This is a genomic window from Minwuia sp., assembly GCF_048007105.1.
Lineage (GTDB): Bacteria > Pseudomonadota > Alphaproteobacteria > Minwuiales > Minwuiaceae > Minwuia.
In genome coordinates this window covers 2,827,201-2,845,099 of record NZ_CP180352.1, presented here as the reverse complement: position 1 = coordinate 2,845,099, position 17,899 = coordinate 2,827,201, and the positions used below count along the sequence as shown (strand labels likewise).

21 protein-coding genes are annotated in these 17,899 nt (G+C 66.1%); 8 read left to right on the top strand and 13 right to left on the bottom strand.

The genetic code is table 11. From position 1 onward, the window contains the following. Nucleotides 1-5: 5 nt before the first annotated feature. Entirely contained in the window at nucleotides 6-1,232 is a 1,227-nt protein-coding gene (locus ACMVY4_RS13775) for a response regulator (protein ID WP_416896598.1), read from the top strand. Here the strand turns inward: ACMVY4_RS13775 and ACMVY4_RS13770 are convergent. Genes ACMVY4_RS13770 through ACMVY4_RS13745 form a run of 6 tightly spaced genes read right to left on the bottom strand, consistent with a single transcriptional unit; the run spans nucleotide 1,229 to nucleotide 6,383 of the window. Further along, complete coding sequence (locus tag ACMVY4_RS13770) at nucleotides 1,229-2,017, bottom strand: nitrilase-related carbon-nitrogen hydrolase (RefSeq protein ID WP_416896597.1); 789 nt, start codon at nucleotides 2,015-2,017, stop codon at nucleotides 1,229-1,231. The genes ACMVY4_RS13775 and ACMVY4_RS13770 overlap by 4 nt on opposite strands. Continuing rightward, nucleotides 1,996-2,982 (bottom strand): aldo/keto reductase, encoded by a 987-nt coding sequence (locus ACMVY4_RS13765; RefSeq protein WP_416896596.1) that lies wholly within the window; start codon nucleotides 2,980-2,982, stop codon nucleotides 1,996-1,998. The genes ACMVY4_RS13770 and ACMVY4_RS13765 overlap by 22 nt, the downstream gene beginning before the upstream one ends. A gap of 13 nt (nucleotides 2,983-2,995) precedes the next feature. Continuing rightward, nucleotides 2,996-4,132 (bottom strand): aminotransferase class V-fold PLP-dependent enzyme, encoded by a 1,137-nt coding sequence (locus tag ACMVY4_RS13760; RefSeq protein ID WP_416896595.1) that lies wholly within the window; start codon nucleotides 4,130-4,132, stop codon nucleotides 2,996-2,998. After that, nucleotides 4,129-4,599, bottom strand: a complete 471-nt coding sequence (locus ACMVY4_RS13755; RefSeq protein ID WP_416896594.1) for a MaoC family dehydratase — start codon at nucleotides 4,597-4,599, stop codon at nucleotides 4,129-4,131. Before ACMVY4_RS13755 ends, ACMVY4_RS13760 begins: the two co-directional genes overlap by 4 nt. After that, a complete protein-coding gene (locus ACMVY4_RS13750) occupies nucleotides 4,596-5,768 on the bottom strand; it encodes an epoxide hydrolase family protein (protein ID WP_416896593.1) in 1,173 nt (390 codons plus the stop codon). Before ACMVY4_RS13750 ends, ACMVY4_RS13755 begins: the two co-directional genes overlap by 4 nt. Nucleotides 5,769-5,795: 27 nt before the next feature. Next, on the bottom strand, nucleotides 5,796-6,383 hold the full coding sequence (locus ACMVY4_RS13745; protein ID WP_416896592.1) for a YqgE/AlgH family protein: 588 nt from the start codon (nucleotides 6,381-6,383) through the stop codon (nucleotides 5,796-5,798). A gap of 119 nt (nucleotides 6,384-6,502) precedes the next feature. Between ACMVY4_RS13745 and ACMVY4_RS13740 the strand changes: the two genes are divergently transcribed. Together ACMVY4_RS13740 and ACMVY4_RS13735 are read left to right on the top strand one after the other, a co-directional pair. Next, on the top strand, nucleotides 6,503-7,315 hold the full coding sequence (locus ACMVY4_RS13740) for a protein-disulfide reductase DsbD domain-containing protein (RefSeq protein WP_416896591.1): 813 nt from the start codon (nucleotides 6,503-6,505) through the stop codon (nucleotides 7,313-7,315). A gap of 104 nt (nucleotides 7,316-7,419) precedes the next feature. Next, nucleotides 7,420-7,905 (top strand): peroxiredoxin, encoded by a 486-nt coding sequence (locus ACMVY4_RS13735; RefSeq protein ID WP_416896590.1) that lies wholly within the window; start codon nucleotides 7,420-7,422, stop codon nucleotides 7,903-7,905. Between the two features lie 67 nt (nucleotides 7,906-7,972). Here the strand turns inward: ACMVY4_RS13735 and gshB are convergent, their stop codons facing one another. The 6 genes from gshB to rsmI all read right to left on the bottom strand — a co-directional run bounded on the left by gshB (nucleotide 7,973) and on the right by rsmI (nucleotide 11,699). Then, nucleotides 7,973-8,914, bottom strand: a complete 942-nt coding sequence (gene gshB / locus ACMVY4_RS13730; protein ID WP_416896589.1) for a glutathione synthase — start codon at nucleotides 8,912-8,914, stop codon at nucleotides 7,973-7,975. Nucleotides 8,915-8,976: 62 nt separating this feature from the next. Next, complete coding sequence (locus ACMVY4_RS13725; RefSeq protein WP_416896588.1) at nucleotides 8,977-9,159, bottom strand: hypothetical protein; 183 nt, start codon at nucleotides 9,157-9,159, stop codon at nucleotides 8,977-8,979. After that, complete coding sequence (locus ACMVY4_RS13720) at nucleotides 9,156-9,770, bottom strand: SirB1 family protein (protein WP_416896587.1); 615 nt, start codon at nucleotides 9,768-9,770, stop codon at nucleotides 9,156-9,158. The genes ACMVY4_RS13725 and ACMVY4_RS13720 overlap by 4 nt, the downstream gene beginning before the upstream one ends. A gap of 12 nt (nucleotides 9,771-9,782) precedes the next feature. Beyond that, nucleotides 9,783-10,391 carry a BON domain-containing protein gene (locus ACMVY4_RS13715; protein ID WP_416896586.1) on the bottom strand — a complete coding sequence of 203 codons (609 nt, stop codon included), beginning with the start codon at nucleotides 10,389-10,391 and terminating at the stop codon, nucleotides 9,783-9,785. Nucleotides 10,392-10,462: 71 nt separating this feature from the next. Then, nucleotides 10,463-10,837, bottom strand: coding sequence for a YraN family protein (locus tag ACMVY4_RS13710; protein ID WP_416896585.1), 375 nt, complete (start codon nucleotides 10,835-10,837; stop codon nucleotides 10,463-10,465). After that, nucleotides 10,824-11,699, bottom strand: a complete 876-nt coding sequence (rsmI, locus tag ACMVY4_RS13705) for a 16S rRNA (cytidine(1402)-2'-O)-methyltransferase (protein WP_416896584.1) — start codon at nucleotides 11,697-11,699, stop codon at nucleotides 10,824-10,826. The genes ACMVY4_RS13710 and rsmI overlap by 14 nt, the downstream gene beginning before the upstream one ends. 20 nt (nucleotides 11,700-11,719) lie before the next feature. Between rsmI and ACMVY4_RS13700 the strand changes: the two genes are divergently transcribed. Continuing rightward, entirely contained in the window at nucleotides 11,720-13,117 is a 1,398-nt protein-coding gene (locus ACMVY4_RS13700) for a penicillin-binding protein activator (protein WP_416896583.1), read from the top strand. Here ACMVY4_RS13700 and ACMVY4_RS13695 read toward each other — a convergent pair. Then, nucleotides 13,114-14,511 carry a LysM peptidoglycan-binding domain-containing protein gene (locus ACMVY4_RS13695; RefSeq protein WP_416896582.1) on the bottom strand — a complete coding sequence of 466 codons (1,398 nt, stop codon included), beginning with the start codon at nucleotides 14,509-14,511 and terminating at the stop codon, nucleotides 13,114-13,116. The two genes, ACMVY4_RS13700 and ACMVY4_RS13695, sit on opposite strands and share 4 nt — an antisense overlap. A 92-nt stretch (nucleotides 14,512-14,603) precedes the next feature. Here ACMVY4_RS13695 and ACMVY4_RS13690 point away from each other — a divergent pair, with 92 nt between their 5' ends. From ACMVY4_RS13690 to ACMVY4_RS13675, 4 genes are all read left to right on the top strand, one after another. Then, nucleotides 14,604-14,930 (top strand): hypothetical protein, encoded by a 327-nt coding sequence (locus ACMVY4_RS13690; protein WP_416896581.1) that lies wholly within the window; start codon nucleotides 14,604-14,606, stop codon nucleotides 14,928-14,930. Nucleotides 14,931-14,975: 45 nt separating this feature from the next. Continuing rightward, nucleotides 14,976-15,560: a TIGR00730 family Rossman fold protein gene (locus ACMVY4_RS13685; protein ID WP_416896580.1), complete on the top strand. Its 585-nt coding sequence runs from the start codon at nucleotides 14,976-14,978 to the stop codon at nucleotides 15,558-15,560. Between the two features lie 355 nt (nucleotides 15,561-15,915). Beyond that, on the top strand, nucleotides 15,916-16,956 hold the full coding sequence (locus ACMVY4_RS13680) for a helix-turn-helix domain-containing protein (RefSeq protein ID WP_416896579.1): 1,041 nt from the start codon (nucleotides 15,916-15,918) through the stop codon (nucleotides 16,954-16,956). 111 nt (nucleotides 16,957-17,067) lie between these two features. Beyond that, on the top strand, nucleotides 17,068-17,892 hold the full coding sequence (locus tag ACMVY4_RS13675; protein ID WP_416896578.1) for a sterol desaturase family protein: 825 nt from the start codon (nucleotides 17,068-17,070) through the stop codon (nucleotides 17,890-17,892). Nucleotides 17,893-17,899 lie beyond the last annotated feature (7 nt).

Here is a 17,899-nt window from a genome sequence, read left to right as displayed (position 1 = left end):
GACGCTTGGAGCCGAAGCGGTTCATCATCATCGACGACGACCGTCTGACGGCGGGCCATGCAAAGGCCGTCCTGCAGAAGGCGGGGCACAAGGTCGATGTTCACAATTCCAGCATCCAGGGTCTCGAGGCGATCCGGTCCGAGCGGCCCGACGCCGTTCTGACCGATGTCATGATGCCGGACATGGACGGCATGGAACTCACGCAGAAGCTGCGCGAGGACCCGTCCTTCGACGAGATGAAGATCTTCGTCTTCTCGGGCAAGGCATTCGAATACGACCGCGCCCGCGCCATGGAACTCGGCGCCGACGCCTACATCCTGAAGCCGATCAAGGCGGAGAGCTTCCTGTCGACCGTCGACCGCATACTGGGCGACCGGGTCGAGGTGAAGTTCTGGGGCGTGCGCGGCACGCTGCCGAAGCCGGGACCCAACACGCTGCGCTATGGCGGCAACACGTCCTGCGTGACGCTTTCGTTCCCGCGCGGGCAGTTCTTCATCTTCGACGCCGGCAGCGGGATCAGGGAGGTCGGCTCCAATCTGCTCGCGAGCGGCAAGACCCGCACCGAGGGCAAGATCTTCATTTCCCATCCGCACTGGGACCACATCAACGCCCTGCCCTTCTTCGCGCCGCTGTTCATCCCCGGCAACGACTACGAGGTGCTGGGGCCGATGCATGGCTCGCTGGGCATCGAGAAGCTGGTCTCCGAACAGATGAGCGGCGCCTACTTCCCGATCACCGTTCGGGAATTCGGCGCGCGGGTGACCTACCGCGACCTGCGCGAGGGCACCTATGACGTCGGCGGGCTGCAGGTGAAGACGATGCTGCTGTCGCACCCCGGCTACTGCCTCGGCTACCGCGTCGACTATGGCGGAAGGTCGGTCTGCTACATCACCGACAACGAGATGTTCCTGCCCGATTCCGACTACCATTCGCCGGGCTACATGGATCAGCTCGCCGACTTCGTCCGCGGCACCGAGATGCTGATCACGGACACGACCTACACCGACGAGGAATACCGCTCGAAGGTCGGCTGGGGCCATTCCTGCCTGAGCCAGGTGGTCGAACTCGCCTGCCGTGGCGAGGTGAAGGGCCTCTACCTGTTCCACCACGACCCGGACCAGGACGACGACGCCATCGACGCCAAGCACGCCATCGCGAGGATGATGATCGAGAAGCGCGGCGCGGACGTGCCCTGCTACTGTCCAGCTGAGGCCGAGACGGTGATGGTCTAGAAGCCGAGCTGCGGGAGATCCTTGAGGAACGGCAGCCGTTCGCGCGCCCGTTCGACTTCCGAATGATCGATGCCGGCCATGATCAGTTCGGAGTCGACCGCAGCACGTGCAACCACCTCGCCGAAGGGCGCAACGATGCAGCTCTGTCCGGCATAGTCGATGCCGTTCTCGTGGCCGGCATGGTTGGCGTAGAGGAGCCAGAGGCCGTTCTCGAAGGCTCGCGACGGAACGAGTTTCTCCGGCACCAGCGGCCAGGTGGTCGAGATCGCCGTCGGCACAAGCAGGATGTCCGCCCCAGCCCTTGCCGCGGCGCGGGCGCTCTCGGGGAACTCGATCTCGTAGCAGATCACCAGCGCGACCTTCGCGCCGGCCATCTCGAACATGGTCAGCGGACTGTCGCCGGGGACGAACATCTCCACCTCGAAGCCGGGTGGCAGCACCCGTTTGCGGCGATGCGCCAGCAAGGTCCCGTCCGGCCCGAAACAGGCCGCTGCATTGTAGATGCCGGACGGACCCGGTTCGGGGAAGCCATAGGCGATGGCCGTGCCGGTCCGCCGGGCCAGCCCCGATACCCGCGCCGCGAAAGGACCGTTGACGGGTTCGGCCCGGTCCCGGATCGCCTGTCCGGCATTGTATCCGGACAGGAACAGCTCCGGGCAGAGCAGCAGATCGAGTTCGGCGCCCTGCAACGCCGCTTCCAGCGCGGCGAACCGGGCGGCCGGATCGCCGAGATCGCCGGCGCTCTGGAAGACACCCGCGCGGATCAGCGGTGACCCTTCGGCCATTGCGGCTGGTAGGCGTCCTCGATCTTCTTGCAGTCCTCGGCAGACAGCTCGACAGACATTGCGGCAAGCGCGTCCTTGAGGTGCCCGTCCTTCGAGGCGCCGATGATCGGAGCGGTGATCGCAGGGTTCTTCAGCACCCAGGCCAGCGCCACCTGCGCCGGCGGCACACCCATCGCATCGGCGACGTCGCAGACGGCATTGGCGACATCGAAATCGGCGTCCCGGCCGAACACCCGCGCCGCCACGGGGTCGGACTTTGCGCGCTCTGTGCTGCCGAAGGACTTGCCTTCCGGCCGCCGGGTCAGGAACCCGCGGGCCATCGGGCTCCAGGGGATCAGGCCGATCCCGTTGTCCTCGCAATACGGGATGACCTCGCGTTCTTCCTCGCGGTACGCGGCGTTGTAGAAGTTCTGCATCGAGACGAAGCGGGTCCAGCCGTTCAGATCGGCGACGTGCTGCATCTCAATGAACTGCCGCGCCCACATCGACGACGCGCCGATATAGCGGACCTTGCCGGCCTTCACACAGTCATGCAGAGCCTCCATCGTCTCCTCGATGGGCGTGTCGTAGTCGAAGCGGTGGATCTGGTAGAGATCGACATAGTCCGTATCGAGACGGCGCAGACTGTCGTCGATACCCGCCATGATGTGCTTCCGGGACAGACCGCGGTCGTTCGGCGCATCCGACATCGGATTGAAGACCTTGGTCGCGATCACGACCTGATCGCGCGGCGCCAGTTCCTTCAGTGCCCGGCCGGTGACTTCTTCCGAGGCGCCGATCGAGTACATGTCGGCGGTGTCGAAGAAGTTGATCCCGGCCTCCCAGGCTTCCCGGAAGAAGGGCTTCGAATCTGCCTCGCGCAGCACCCAGGAATGGTGCCCGCGGTCGGGATCGCCATAGGTCATGCAGCCGAGGCAAAGGCGGCTGACTTTCAGGCCGGTCTGGCCGAGACGCACATATTCCATTCGAATTTCCCCCTCAGAGTACCGCGCCCAGCGCATCCATCAGCCGGGCGACATCATCGTCATTGTTATAGAGATGCGGCGTCACCCGCATGGACTGTCCGCGGACGCTGACATGGACATTGCGCGCCGCCAGCGTGCCGACAAGGTCCGGCGGCATGGCCTCGGGAAAGCTCAGCCCCAGGAAGTGCGGCGCCCGCGCGCCATCCGGCGGCGATCTCAACCCGAGGCGCGCGGCCCTTTCGGCAATATCACGCGTCCGGTTGCCCAGCGTCTCGGCAATGGCCTCCGGCGTCCACTCCAGCAGCTTCTCCATCGCCGCGATGGCGCCCGGCATCAGCGCGAAGTTGGAGAACTCCCCCATGTCGAAGCGGTGGGCGCCGGGACGGAAACCGTCGACGTAATTGACCAGCCCGGCGAAATCCTCGGCATTGGAACGGATCATCCAGCTCTGCTCGATCGGTTCGCCGCCATGCCATTTCGGATCGGCGTAGAGAAAGCCGATCGTGTAGGGGCCGAGCAGCCACTTGTAGCAGGCCGCCACCATGAAATCGGGCTTCACCGTCTTCACATCGAAGGGCATGGCCCCGAGGGACTGGGTCAGATCGAGCACCAGCGCTGCGCCCGCATCCCGCAGTTGTGCGCCCACCCGCTCCAGATCGATGAGGCTGCCGTCGGTCCAGTGGTTCTGCGCCAGCGCCGCCAGCGCTGTCCGCTCGTCGATGGCGTCGAGAATGACGCGCGTCCAGTCGCCGTCCTGACCGCGTTCCAGCGTCACGACCTCGGCGCCATTGGCGGCGGCGAGTTCCCGCCAGCCATAGACGTTGGAGGGGAACTGGTCCTTCAGCACGATGATGCGCTGGCCTTCGCCCACCGGGATGTTCCGCTGGGCGACGGCAAGCCCGTAGCTGGCAGCGGGCACGACGGCGATGTCGTTGGCGGTCGCGCCGCAGAGCCGGGCGAACAGGCTGCGCGCGTTCATGGTCTCGGTGAAGAAATCTTCCGGCGAAAGGGTCCACGGCGTCGCCTTCCGCGCGGCCCCCATTGCCACGGCATCGACCACGTCGTGCATCAACGGGCCCATGTAGGCGCAGTTCAGATAGGCGCGGTCGTCCGGAAGATCGAACAGGTGTCGCTGGCAGGGAATGATCACGAGGCCGGCCGTTTCCGGATGAACTGGGTCGCCCCCCAGGAACAGACGACCTCGTCGCGCTGGTTGAAGACGCGGCACTGCATCGCCACAAGCCCGATCCCCGGACGCGACTGACTCTCGCGCATATCCACCACCTCGACCTCGCCCCGGATCGTATCGTCCGGACGCACCGGCGCATGCCAGGTAAGGTCCTTCAGGCCATTGGCGCCCATAGACGCCGAACCGGCGAAACCGCCCTGGATCAGCATGCGGAACGACGTGACGAGGACCTGCAGGCCGCTGGCGATAAGACCGCCATATATCGACCGCTCGGCAGCTTCCTTGTCGATGTGATGCGATTGCGGATCGTAGCGGAAGGCGAAATCGATGATGTCCGCTTCCGTGAGGGTCACGCCCGGCCCGAAGAATTTCTGACCTACCGAGTAGCTCTCATAGTACTGAGCCCGGTCCTCCGGCGTCTCGATCATCGCAGGCCCTTGAAGAACTTGAAAATATCGGCCGCCAGCTCTTCCGGCTTCTCCAGCGCCGCGAAATGCCCCCCGTCGGCTTCGGCGGTGAAGTGCTTCACATTGTAGGCGCGGTGCAGCCAGCTCTCGGGCGGGATCGGCACCAGATCGTAGGGGAACAGGCAGAAGCCGGTCGGCACCTCGATCCGGTCCGGCGTCCCGTCGTCCCGAACCCCGAGTTCCATACCGCCCTCATGCGTGACCGAGGTGTAGATCCAGCTGGCCGAGTTGTGGGCGTTGTTGACCCAGTAGATCATGATGTTGGTCAGCAGCTCGTCCATCGAGTGCAGCGACAGCTCGCCGGGCCCCTCCTTCATGCGGTACTGGAACTTCTCGACGATCCAGGCCGCGAGTCCGGCCGGGCTGTCCGCAAGACCGTAGTTCAGCGTCTGCGGCTTGGTCCCCTGAATCTGGAAGTAGCCCATCGCGCGGGCCGTCCGCTTCTTGAAGGCGCCGATCCACTTCCGCTCGTCGTCGGAGACCGGCGGAGCGCCGTCGCCCAGATATGGCCGCAGCGGCACCATGTTGAGGTGGATGGCGTTCAGCCGCTCCGGATGCCGGTGCGCCAGCCAGGAGGTGACGATCGAACCCCAGTCGCCCCCCTGCGCCGAGAACTTCTCGATGCCGAAAACCTCGGTCATGAAGCGCGCCCAGAGATCGGCGATCAGCTTCGGATGCATCGGCTTGTCCGGCGCACTGGACCAGCCATAGCCGGGCAGTGACGGGCAGATAACGGTGAAGCCGTCTTCCGCATCGCCTCCGAAGCGTTCCGGATGCGCCAGCCGCTCGATGATCCAGTGGAACTCGAAGATCGATCCCGGCCAGCCATGGGTAACCAGCAGCGGCTCGGGATTGCTGCCGGAACCCGGCTCGCAGAGGAAGTGGATGTCGAAGCCGTCGACATGCGCCATGTAGCCGGACCAGCGGTTGATCTCGGCCTCCCAGCGCCGCCAGTCGTAGCCCGCACGCCAGTACTCGACCAGCTTGCGCACATAGGTCAGGTCCGCGCCGTAGAACCAGCCGCCGCCCTCGGGCTCGTTGGGAAAACGTGTGCGTTCCAGACGCGCCTTGAGGTCGTCCAGCACCGTCTGGTCGACGTCGATGGCGAACGGCGTCGCGTTGATCTTCATGGTATTCCTCCCCCCGGCAGGCTCGCGTCAGGCGCGGCCGGCCTCCGACGACAGCAGCGCCGGATCGATGCCGATGCGGGCGACCGCCGCGGTCCACTTGTCATCCAGCGAGGAATCGAAAAGCAGTCCGGGATCGCCGTCGCAATGCAGCCAGTCGTTGCGCTGGATCTCCCCTTCCAGCTGGCCCGGCGCCCAGCCGGCATAGCCGAGCGCCAGTACGGCCTTCTCCGGCCCGTGATTGCCCGCCATAGCGCGCAGGATATCGACCGTCGCAGTCAGGCAGACGCCCTCGCCCACAGGGATCGTGCCGTCGCGGCCATAGTCCTGGCTGTGCAGGACGAAGCCCCGGCCGGTCTCGACCGGCCCGCCGTAGTGGATCGGGATCAGCGGCATGTCCTCCGGCCGTCCGAGATCAAGCTGTCCGGCCAGATCGGCGAAACTCAGATTGTTCAGCGACTTGTTGACGATCAGTCCCATCGCCCCGCCGTCGGACGAATGCGCGCACATGTAGATCACGGAGCGCTCGAAGCGCGGATCCGCCATGGTCGGCATTGCGATGAGGATCTGGCCCTCCAGGCTGTCGCCGCCGCGGGAGGCCTTCGTGTCACTGCTCATGATGGCAGGATGGTACGCCCGCCGGCGGCTTTCAAGCAATGACAGCCCTGCGCGTGACGACACGGCTTTGTGTGCGCAGGTCATTGGAAGCCGGACGTCCACGTGCCTATAGAAGGTGCATGAGATCCCTTCGTTCCATCCTGATCGCCGCCGGTCTGCTGGCGGCTGCCGGCACGGCAAGCGCGTCGGAGTTCGCCTCGAACTGGGCGGGCATCGCCGAGGCGGAGGTGCGGCTGATCGCCGGCCGCACGCCGGATGGTCAGGACATGCTGGGCATGCATTTCGCGATGGCGCCGCACTGGAAGATCTACTGGCGCAGCCCGGGCGATGCCGGCTTTCCGCCGCAGCCCGACTGGAGCGGTACGGAAGGTGTCGGCAACGAGCGGATTGCCTGGCCGATTCCGAAGCATTTCGTCTTCTACGGCCTCGAGACCTACGGCTACGAGAACGAGGCCGTGCTACCCGTCCGGATCGAGCGGGATGGCGCGGCCCGAATCCGCCTCAACCTGGTCTACGCGGCCTGTGCGGAGATCTGCGTGCCGGCCGAGGCGGCGCTGACGCTCGACCTGCCTGGCGGCGACTGGCCGGTGAACCGTCACGGCGCGACCATCGCCGATGCTCTGCTTCAGGTGCCGGAACGTCCGGTCCCCGCTCCCTCTGCCAGCGCCATGGCCATGCCCGATGGCGTCGTGAAGGTGGAGCTACAGCCCGGGGGCGCTGTCACTTCGCCAGGTGCGATCTTCGAGCCGCCGGCAGGATTCGTGCTCGCACGGCCGGCCTGTGAGGCCGCAGCGGCAGCCGTCCGATGCCAGGCGCGGATCCTCGACGCCCCGGGCGGACGCACCCTGGATGGCGAAACGCTGACGGTGACCCTGCATGACCGCGGATGGGCGCTGGAGACCGATGTGACCGTGGACAAGCGGGCGCGATAGGTCGCACAATCTGGACAGGGGAGGTCGACGACACTACCTGCCCCCTCGACCGCGCGGGACGGCGCGGAGCGACAGAATCAAATCCAGAAAAAGGGGGTGTTCCCATGACCATTCAGGTAGGCGAGAAGGTACCCGAGGGCGGCTTCATGCACATGACCGAAGAGGGCCCGGCGCCGATCACGTCGGACGAGCTCTTCAGCGGCAAGAAGGTGGTGCTGTTCGCGGTTCCCGGCGCGTTCACGCCGACATGCTCCGCAAAGCACGTGCCCGGGTTTCTCGCCAAGGCCGATCAGCTGACCGCCAAGGGCGTCGACACGATCGCCTGTCTGTCCGTCAACGACGTCTTCGTGATGGACGCCTGGGGCAAGGACCAGGCCGCCGGCGGCAAGATCATGATGCTGGCCGACGGCTCCGGCGACTACGTCTCCCGCCTCGGCCTGACGCTGGACCTGACGCCGCGCGGCATGGGCAAGCGGGCCACCCGCTTCGCCATGGTCGTCAATGACGGCAAGGTCGAGCACCTCGCCGTCGAGAGCAATCCGGGCGAACTGACCGTCTCGGGCGCCGACGCGATCCTCGAGAAGCTCTGATATCCGGCCCTCCAGGGCACGGAACGGAGAAGGGGGCCTGCCGGGCCCCCTTTTTCATGCGTGAGAATCAACGGACCTTGGCTTCGATGGCGTCCCAGATCAGACCGCTCAGGTTGGAGCCGTCATAGCGGTCGATCTCCTGGATGCCGGTCGGACTGGTGACGTTGATTTCCGTCATCAGACCGCCGATCACGTCGATGCCGACGAAGATCATGCCCCGGGCCCGGAGTTCCGGCCCGATCCGGGCGCAGATTTCCTGCTCCCGTTCGGTCAGCTCCGATTTCAGCGGCGTGCCGCCGACATGCATGTTGGAGCGCGCCTCCCCCTCCGCCGGTACGCGGTTGATCGCGCCCACGGGCTCGCCGTCGACCAGAATGATGCGCTTGTCGCCCTTGCGCACGTCGGGCAGGAAGCGCTGCGCGATCACCGGTTCACGGAACATCTGGAAGAAGGTTTCCAGCAGCGAGCTCAGATTGTCGTCGCCCGGCTTCAGGTGGAAGACGCCGGCGCCGCCATTGCCGTAGAGCGGCTTGATGATGATGTCGCCATGCTCGCGGTAGAAATCGCGGATCATGGCCTCGTCGCGCGTGATCAGCGTCTCCGGCATCAGATCGGCGAAACGGGTGACGAAGATCTTCTCCGGCGCGTTGCGGACCTCGGCCGGGTCGTTGACCACAAGCGTCTTCGGATGGACCCGCTCCAGCAGCCAGGTCGTCGTCAGATATGACATGTCGTAGGGCGGGTCCTGCCGCAGCAGCACCACATCCATGCTGGTCAGATCCACGACCGTGTCGTCGCCGAGTTCGTAGTGGTCGCCATGCTCGCGGCGGACAGCGACCGGCCGCATCCGGGCGCGCACGGTGCCACCCGCCCACGCCAGTTCGCCGGGCATATAGTAATAGAGATCGTGACCCCGCTTCGAGGCCTCCAGCATCAGCGCGAATGTCGAATCCGCGTCGATGTCGATCAGGTGGATCGGGTCCATCTGGACCGCGACTTTCAGGCTCATGCGGTGACGCTCCCCTCCTCGGACCGGCGGAATGATAGGGCGGCTGCCGGGCCGGTAAAGCCTCAGTTCAGCCGCCGGCCCAATGCCTGGCGCGCATCGGCCATTGCCTGCAGCGAGTCCTCGTCCGGCGCGTGGTCCGCACCCTCCTCCAGCAGCGAGATCGCTTCCTTCAGATTGCCCTGCCCGGCCATGACGCCCGACCATTCCAGCCAGACTGAAGCTTCCGAAGGCGCAAACAGACTCATCCGCTCCAGGATCTCGATGGCGCGGCGACATCGCCGGCCTTCAGCGCCCGGATCTTGATGTTGTTCTGCAGCCGCACGATGACCTGGCGGACCGGCACGCTGCCCATGTAGGCCGGGTGCAGCCGCGCGTCCCCGCCGGCCATCACCGTCAACATCTGTTTCATGTCTGCGGGCGTGACCACTTCGCCGCCGTTGAAGGGATCCATGATCTGGTGTCCCTCTCCGGTCGTCAGGCGGATCAGGAAATGACCGGGGAAATTGATCCCGGACAGTTCCCAGCCCAGCTGCCGCGCGGTCACGATGTAGAGCAGGCCCAGCGCCACCGGCAGGCCGCGGCGGCGCCGGATGACCTCGGCGACATCGGCGTTGCGCATGTCGTCATAGGTCTCGTTGTCGCCCTGGTATCCCAGTTCGCCCGACAACCTCTGCGCCAGAGCCAGAGCCGAGGGCGGATCGGTCATCCCGAACGAGAGCGACGCGAGATGCTCGCGTTCCGCATCGAGATCGCGGTCCGGATTGTCGGCGGCGGACAGCGCCAGCAGTGTCTCCGCGACGTCGAGTTCGTCGTCTTCCAGAAAGGATTGCCGCTCCAGCACGGCCCGCCAGTCCACGGCTCCCGCCGATCAGCCGGTGCGGCGCGGGTCGTCTTTCAGTCGGACATAGCTCTCGACCTTCTTGACGCCCTTGATCGACCGCGCGTGGGCGATCACCCGGTCCAGTTCCTCCTGCGACTGCGCGATACCGATCAGATACACGACCTGACTGACCGTCTCGATCGAGTAGTTGATCCCCAGAATGTCGCCGTCGCCGATGATCTTCGCCCGCAGTTCGTTGGAGATGCGCACGTCGCTGGCGTAGGATCCAATTCCGCCCTCGCTGGTGACCTGGATCGCGTTGGCAACTTCCGTCACACCATTCACCGACCAGGCCAGTTCCTCGGCCTTCAGGCGCGACGCCTGCTCCTCGACCTTGCCGGTCAGCAGCACACGGCCCTCCACGACCTCCAGATCGACGTCGCGGAACAGCTTGAAGCTTTCATCGAAGAGTTTGGCGGAAAGCTTTGTCGCAATTGCCGTATCGTCGATTGCATTGCCGACCGAGCGTTCCTGCGCCACGCCGATCCCGCCGGCCGCGGCGCCGCCGACGAGGACACCGCCACAGCCATGCAGCAGCACTGCACTGCCCAGAACACCGGCGACCGCCAGCACGCGAATAAGAGGGAATTGGTTCACCGCTACCGTCCTTTCAGTCCAACGAATCGTTGAATCGTGGGCGGAATCATACGGGAAACGGTGTGGCAATTCTAAGACCGCCAGGCATCGGTCAGATGCTCGGGCCAGCGTCCCGGTCTGAGCAGCAGGAGATCGATACGGAAACAGTCGCCGAGGCTGCTGAAACGCGGGGTGCCGGAGAGGTACTCGGCGGCGCGGGCGATGCGTTGCTGCTGGCCGCGGGCGACCGCGACACCGGCTTCCGCGCGACCGGTCCGCTGCTTCACCTCGACGAATACAACCGTACGTCCGCGCCTCACCACCAGATCGACCTCGCCGGCCGGTGTGCGGACATTCCGCGCCAGCACCCTGTAGCCCTTGCAGCGCAGGTAGAGCGCCGCCAGGGTCTCGGCCCGCCGGCCGCCCTTCTCCGCCGCCTGACGCGCCTGGCGGTCAGGCCTGGCCATCGCGGTCCTTGATCGCCAGCGCGCGCTGATAGACCTCACGCCGCGGCGCACCTGTCTCTGCGGCCACCCTGTCGACCGCGTCGCGGGGACTCATCTGCTGCATCAATTCGGCCAGTTGCCGGTCAATCGCCGCGTCGTCGACCGCCTCCGGTTCGGTCCAGCCCACCAGCACCACAATTTCGCCTTTTGGCGGGCCTACCGTCGCGTAATGCTCAGCCAGCCCTGCAAGCCCGTCCCGGCGGACCTCCTCATGCAGTTTCGTCAGCTCGCGCGCCAAAGCCGCCGGCCGGTCGCCCAGCACCCCGTGCAGATCTTCCAGCAGCCCCGGCAGGCGTTTGGGCGATTTGTAGAAGACCAACGTCGCACGGACCGCGCGGACTTCCTCGATCGCCCGGCGCCGCGCGGTCTGCCTAGGTGGCAGGAATCCGGCAAAGAGAAACCGGTCGGTCGGAAGTCCTGCCACGGACAGCGCGGCCGTCACCGCCGAGGGTCCCGGCACGGCATGCACGGGAACCCCGGCTTCCCGGGCCTCGTCGACCAGCTTGTAGCCCGGATCGGAGATCAGCGGTGTGCCCGCATCGCTGGTCAGCGCAATGGCAGCGCCTGCCGCGAGGCGCTCGAGAATCCGCGGGCGGACGCTTGCGGCATTGTGGTCGGCATAGTTCTCTATGCGAACGGACGCGCCTATATGGGACAGCAGGCGCGCCGCGAACCGACGATCCTCGGCCAGAAGGAGGTCGCATTGGGACAGCACAAGGCGAGCCCGGTCGGTGATATCGCCCAGATTCCCGATTGGTGTCGCAACCACGTAGAGACCGGGGGACAGTCTGGGAGGGCTCCGGTCGTCGGCGGCGTTGGACAACTCTAACTCCAGGTGAACAAATGATAACGACAAGAAACCTCACACACCTCACCGCCATTCTGTCGATCATGGCCGGCGCTTCGATGCTGGCGTCCTGCAGCAGCAGTTCGTCGGACAAGGCTAGCACGTCGCAGAAGCCCGCCGCGACTGCGCCGGCGCCGTCGAAGCCGGCCCCGCAGCCTCTGCCCCCGGGTCTGGCGACCGGCTCGCTGGACGACATCGACACCGCGCGTCAGGACAACGAGGTCGACCGCCTGTATCGCCGCAACCGTCCCGTCGGCACACCGCTGCCGCTCAAGGTGGCGATCCTGCTGCCCCAGTCCGGACAGGCCGGCGCGGCGGGCGAGATCATTCTCAAGGCCGCCCAGATGGCCGTGTTCGATTCCGGTCAGGACCGCATGACGCTGATGCCCTACGACACGGAATCCACGCCCGCCGGCGCCCGCGCAGCCGCGATGGCGGCCGAACAGGACGGCGCACAGCTTGTTCTGGGTCCGCTGTTCGGCGCCCATGTGCAGCCCGTCGCCCAGATCATGTCGGCGCGCAGCGTGCCGGTTCTCGCCTTCTCCAACGACCACTCCGCCGCCGGCAACGGCGCGGCCGTGCTGGGCCTGACGCCCGAGAACGAGGTCCGCCGCATTCTCGGCCACGCCTCCATGCAGGGCCTGCAGCGGATCGCGGCCTTCCTTCCCGATTCCCCCTTCGGCCTTCTGGTCGCCGACAAGCTGCGCGAACTGGCGCCGTTGTCCGGTCTGGAAGCCGTGCGGATCACTCACTATCCGGCCGGCGCCTTCGCCGACAATCAGGTACTGCTGGATACGGCCCGGCGCTTCGCCGACTACGATGCACGCAGAGCGGCGCTCCAGCGGGAAAAGGCGAACGCCACCGGCAGCGCCCTGGCCCGTCTGGAGAACCTCGATACCTTCGGCGATCCGCCGTTCGACGCCGTCCTGCTTGCCGAACCGCAAGACCGGCTCAGCACCGTCGCCCCGCTACTGGCCTATTACGACGTCGATCCGAAGCGGATCCAGTTTCTGGGTTTGAGCCGCTGGTATGGCGAGGGGCTGGAGCGCGAGCCGACGCTGATCAACGCGGTCTTCCCCGGTCCCAGCCCGGACGAGTTCGAGCAGCTGATGACCCGCTACGTTGACCGTTACGGCGTCTACCCCGGCCGGCTGGCCGCGCTTGCCTATGATGCTGTCGCTGTCGCCGCCGATCTGGCCGGACGCGTCGGCTCGGACGGCCGCATCACCTCCGACATGATCCTGCAACCGGATGGCTACGCTGCCTATTTCGGGGCGTTCCGGATCCAGCGGGACGGCACGGCCGAGCGGCTTCTCGCCATCATGCGGGTAACGGAGTCCGGCCTGGTCGTCGCCGATCCGGCGCCGCTCCGGTTCCAGCCGCTGCTGAACTAGTTCGAGGCGCCGCCGCTGATTGCCGGCAGGCGGAAGACCTGGCCGGGATAGATCAGGTCGGGATCGCGGATACGGTCCGAGTTGGCCTGATAGATGACCGAGTACTGGACGCCGGCGCCATAGGTGCGCCGGGCGATGCGCCACAACGAATTACCCGGCTGCACGATGATCTGGTCTTCGGAGAGGTCGAGCGTACCGGGCCGCGCCCGCGCGAACGGCAGTTCGATCCGGGCCAGCACCTCGCCGGCAGAATCGACCTGATCGACGCGCAGGACATGGAGGCCGGGGCTGATCTCGGTCTCCGGCACCAGCTTCCACTGACCCTCGCTGTCGACGGCCGCGCGACCGATGAGCTTGTCGTCGACATAGGCGCGCACTTCGCGCTCCGGATCGCTGGAACCGGACACGGAAATGTTGCCCTTGTCGTCGTAATCGACCTTGCCGACATTCAGGCCCTTGGGCTTCGCGCCGGGCTGTTCCGGCTCGGGCGATTGCAGGAGCCGGGTGCCGCCGCCGGACTTCGGCGTCAGCACGGCAATGGCCGTATCGCTGTCCCCGCCTTCCCTGCAGTCAGGCACGATCAGCACGACGTCGTCCGACGCGGCGGCCTGCCGCCCGTCCAGCTCGGCCACCAGCGAGAGACTGATCGAGCCTGGGGTGAGCGGATCGTGGATCAGATGCGCCCACTCGCCCGACGATTCCGCGACCACCGTCGCCAGCGGCTGGCCGTTCGCCAGCAGCGTCACCGTCGCGCCGGGATCCGCGCGCCCTGCGAGGACCGCCGTGCAGTCGCGGTTCGAAATCCGGACGATGTCGAAGCTCGGCGGCGTCAGCGCCGGCAGCGCGGCCACCTTCGGCTCATCCTCGGTCGCCGATTTCCGGCTGGGCGTCACCGCCTCGGGTTCGCCCTTCGATTCGCCTGACGTCTCGCGGGTTGCCGGATCCGGTTCGCGCTTTTCATCGCGCTCGTTCCCGGCCTGCTCGGCGACGTCGTCGGCACCGACAGCCTTGGCCACCTCCTCGCCCGCCTTGCCGACTTCCTCGGAGGCCGAGCCGGCGGCCCTGGACAGCGCCTGGCCAGCCTCGCGAACACGGTCGCCGACATTCTCGACAGCCTTGGCGACGGCGTCGCCCGCCTTGTCGACGGCGCCAGCCACGCCATCCTTGTCTTCGTTCACGGCTGTCTTGTCGGACTGAGCGGCACCACCGGATTCCGGGGCCGTGGCCGCATCTTCGGACGCTGGCTGCGCCGGCGCCGCAGGTTCCTGGGTGGTGACCTTCACGCTGCCGTTATCGGCAGTCGATTCGGGTTCGTCACCGCCACGCGACAGCAGGAACGCCGCGACAACCGCCACGACGAGCACGACAAGGACGGCGCCCACAGTTCTGTTCAAGACGGTTCCGATCCAAAAACTGTCACAAACCCGGACTAACTAATCCACGGCCCTGACAACCGCAATGATTCCCTTGGCTTCGCCTATTCTTCATGGGGTATTTTGACCTGCATTTCCTTGCCGCCGAAGCCATCCACCTTGTCATGCGCCCTGACGGTGACGCGCGCGACCGATGCCGGTATCTCGAGGTCAGTGCTGCGGGTGAAGGGCTGTTCGTCCACATGAGGATGCAGGAGGACGCGCCGGCCGAGCACGGTGCCGTCGGGCCCGACCACTTCCCATGCATCGGCATAGTGGTCCCAACCGGTGTCGGCATGGGCGACGGTGACGCGGAAGCGGAATACAGTATTGCCGGACGATGTCAGCCGGACGACCTCGACGCCGACAACATCCGCCTCGCCCGCCGCGCTGGCCCCTGAGGAAGGGCAACCAGCAGCATCGCGAACACCAGCAACAGGACTTTCATGACGGACCTCAAATCGATCTGTGTATACTGCGGCTCCAGCAGCCGGGCCGCCCCCGATTTCCTTGACGCCGCGGAGCGCCTCGGCCGGCTGATCGGCAGCAGCGGCCGCGCACTCGTCTATGGCGGCGGCCGGCTGGGGCTGATGGGACGGGTCGCCGACGGCGCGCTTTCGGAAGGCGGCAGAGTGATCGGAATCATTCCGGAACACCTCCACAAAGTCGAGGTGCAACACGACGATGTGACCGAGTTGCTGATCGTCGACACGATGCACACGCGCAAGGCCGAGATGGTCCGCCGATCGGACGGTTTCGTTGTCCTGCCCGGCGGCATAGGCACCCTGGACGAACTGATCGAGATCCTGTCCTGGCGCCAGCTCGGGCTGCACGGCAAGCCGATCGTGATCGTCGATCAGCACGGCTACTTCACCCCGTTCCGCCAGTTGATGGATCATATCGTGGCGGAGAACTTCGCGGCGCCGGCCGTCGCCGACTACGTCAGTTATGTGGACACGGTGGAGGCTGCCGTCGATGCGCTGGAAGACGCCCGCAGCGCCGGGATCGAGGTGCGGCTCGACAAGATCTGAAGCGACTAGGGCAAAATGAACGCCCGCCGTCCGGGAGGAATTGAGGGGGGATTCCATGGCGGACGACGGGCGATCGTGTCGGACGGTATGTCAGTCATCCACCCCGGGGGAGGGTGATTGGGGGGTACCCCGGGGCGGCTCCTGACGAGGGTTTCGTCCGGTATTTGAGGGGTGGACCGGCCGGCGCGCTCTGGCAGGTGGAGGGGGACACCTGGGGATCAGGTTGCGCACCGGCCAGCCCGTTCCCTGACCCGGCATATGTGTGCTCGACCCCGGTCCGCCAAGGGGCGGAAATGCGGCAATTTGGTGTCACACGAAAGGGTGATGGGGCGACGCCGCCGAAGGGAGAATTCCGATGTTCGAGGCAATCGACGGACCCGTCCGGATTATCGTGCTGGGCGAGTACCTTATGCTCGCTGCACTGACGCTGTCGGCCTGGCCGCGTCCGCGCTTCGGTCCGGCCCTGCTTGCGGCGATGATCTGCGTTGCCGGCTATCTCTGGCTGTCCGGCCCCTGGCCAGCGCCGTCCGGGGTCCTGCGGGCGCTGCTGATCGCCCTTTCGGTCGCCGTGCCGCTGGCGCTCTGGGCGCTGTCGCGGCAGGTCTTCGACGACGCGCCCGGCGGCATGCCCCGGGCAGCCGGGGCGGCGCTCGCTGTCCCTGGCGCCGCATTCGCCGCTGCCCTGACCGCCTGGTGGGAGCCGCTGTTCTGGAACGGTATCCGGCTGTTCGGCCTCGCCGTGCTGGCGCATGCGATCTGGCACCTGATCGCCGACTACCGAGGCGATCTGGTTGAAGGCCGGCGCCGCGCCCGGATCTTCGTCGTCGGTGTCGCCGTTCTCTACACGGCTGTGACGCTGTCGGTCGAACTGATCCTCAGCGATCCGGCGGACCGGACACCCCTGGAGCCGCTCGCCGCGATATCGATCCTGACGGTGACGACCCTGCTCGGCATGGCGCTGTTCGCACCACGCCGGGCCTCCTCCCCTGCACCTGCAGTGGCGACAGTAGCCGAAAGTGCCAAGCCGGCAGAAACAACCGATCCTGAGGCTGGTCTGCTGGACCGGTTGCAGGCTCATGCCGACGAGGGAGGCCTGTTTCGCTCCGGCATCACGGTGGCCAGCCTGGCCGGCGACCTCGGCGTGCCCGAGTATCGCCTGCGGCGCGCCATCAATGGCGGACTCGGCTTCCGCAACTTCAACGCCTTCCTGAACAGTCATCGCATTGCCGAAGCAAGACGGCGGCTGCGGGACCCGGCCATGACGCGCCTGCCCATCCTCACCATCGCCATGGATCTGGGATACGGCTCCGTCGGTCCCTTCAACCGCGCCTTCCGCGACATCACCGGCGAGACGCCGTCGGCGTTTCGGCAAGGCGGAAACAACGCCGAAACCTGAAAAACCTCGCCGATTCCGGAAACGGCGAGCGCTTTCAGGCAATCGGCGAGATGCTTCCTCGCCGTCCCGTCAGGGTTCCGTCATCTGCACCCGCAATGACGGAGAATTGCAATGTCACAGGATACCAGAAGCCCCGCCGAGGTGCTGGCGCTCTTTCCCGACGTCTGGCCAACCATCCTGATGCTCGATGCGGGTCGCTACCTGCTTTTCGGCCTCGCCGCAGCCATCCTGATCAATGTCTTCAGGAAGCCGCTGGCGCCGAGACGGATCCAGAACCGAATCCCGTCCTCGACCGACCGGCGGCGGGAATTCGCATGGTCCCTGCTGACTTCGGTGATCTTTTCGCTGAACGGATTCTTCCTGGTCTTCGGTCTCGCCCAGCTGGGTCTGGCCGACATCCTGCGGGACTCGCCGGCCTGGCTGATCCTGGTGCACACGCTCGGCCTGATCGTCGCCCATGACGCCTGGTTCTACTGGATCCATCGGGCGATGCACTGGCGGCCGCTGTTCCGGGCCGCGCACATCACGCATCACCGTTCGCGGACTCCAAGTCCCTGGGCCGCCTACGCCTTCGCGCCGCTGGAAGCGGTTCTGGAAGCGCTGTTCCTGCCGATCTACCTGCTGATCCTGCCGGCCGACGGGATCGCCATCTTCATCTTCCTGATGCATATGCTCGCGCGGAACGTCATCGGCCATTGCGGCTACGAGTTCCTTCCCGCGGGCTGGATCGACTGGAAGCTGACGCGATGGATGACGACCCCGACCCATCACGACATGCACCACCAGCACGGGCGGTTCAACTACGGCCTCTACTTCACCTTCTGGGACCGGCTGATGGGGACCGAACACCCCGAATACCGGACCCGCTTCCTGAACCGGGCGGATGCCTGCCGCCGGGCGCAGGACGCCGCGCCCGCCGGCATCTGGAGCGGATGAGGACCGG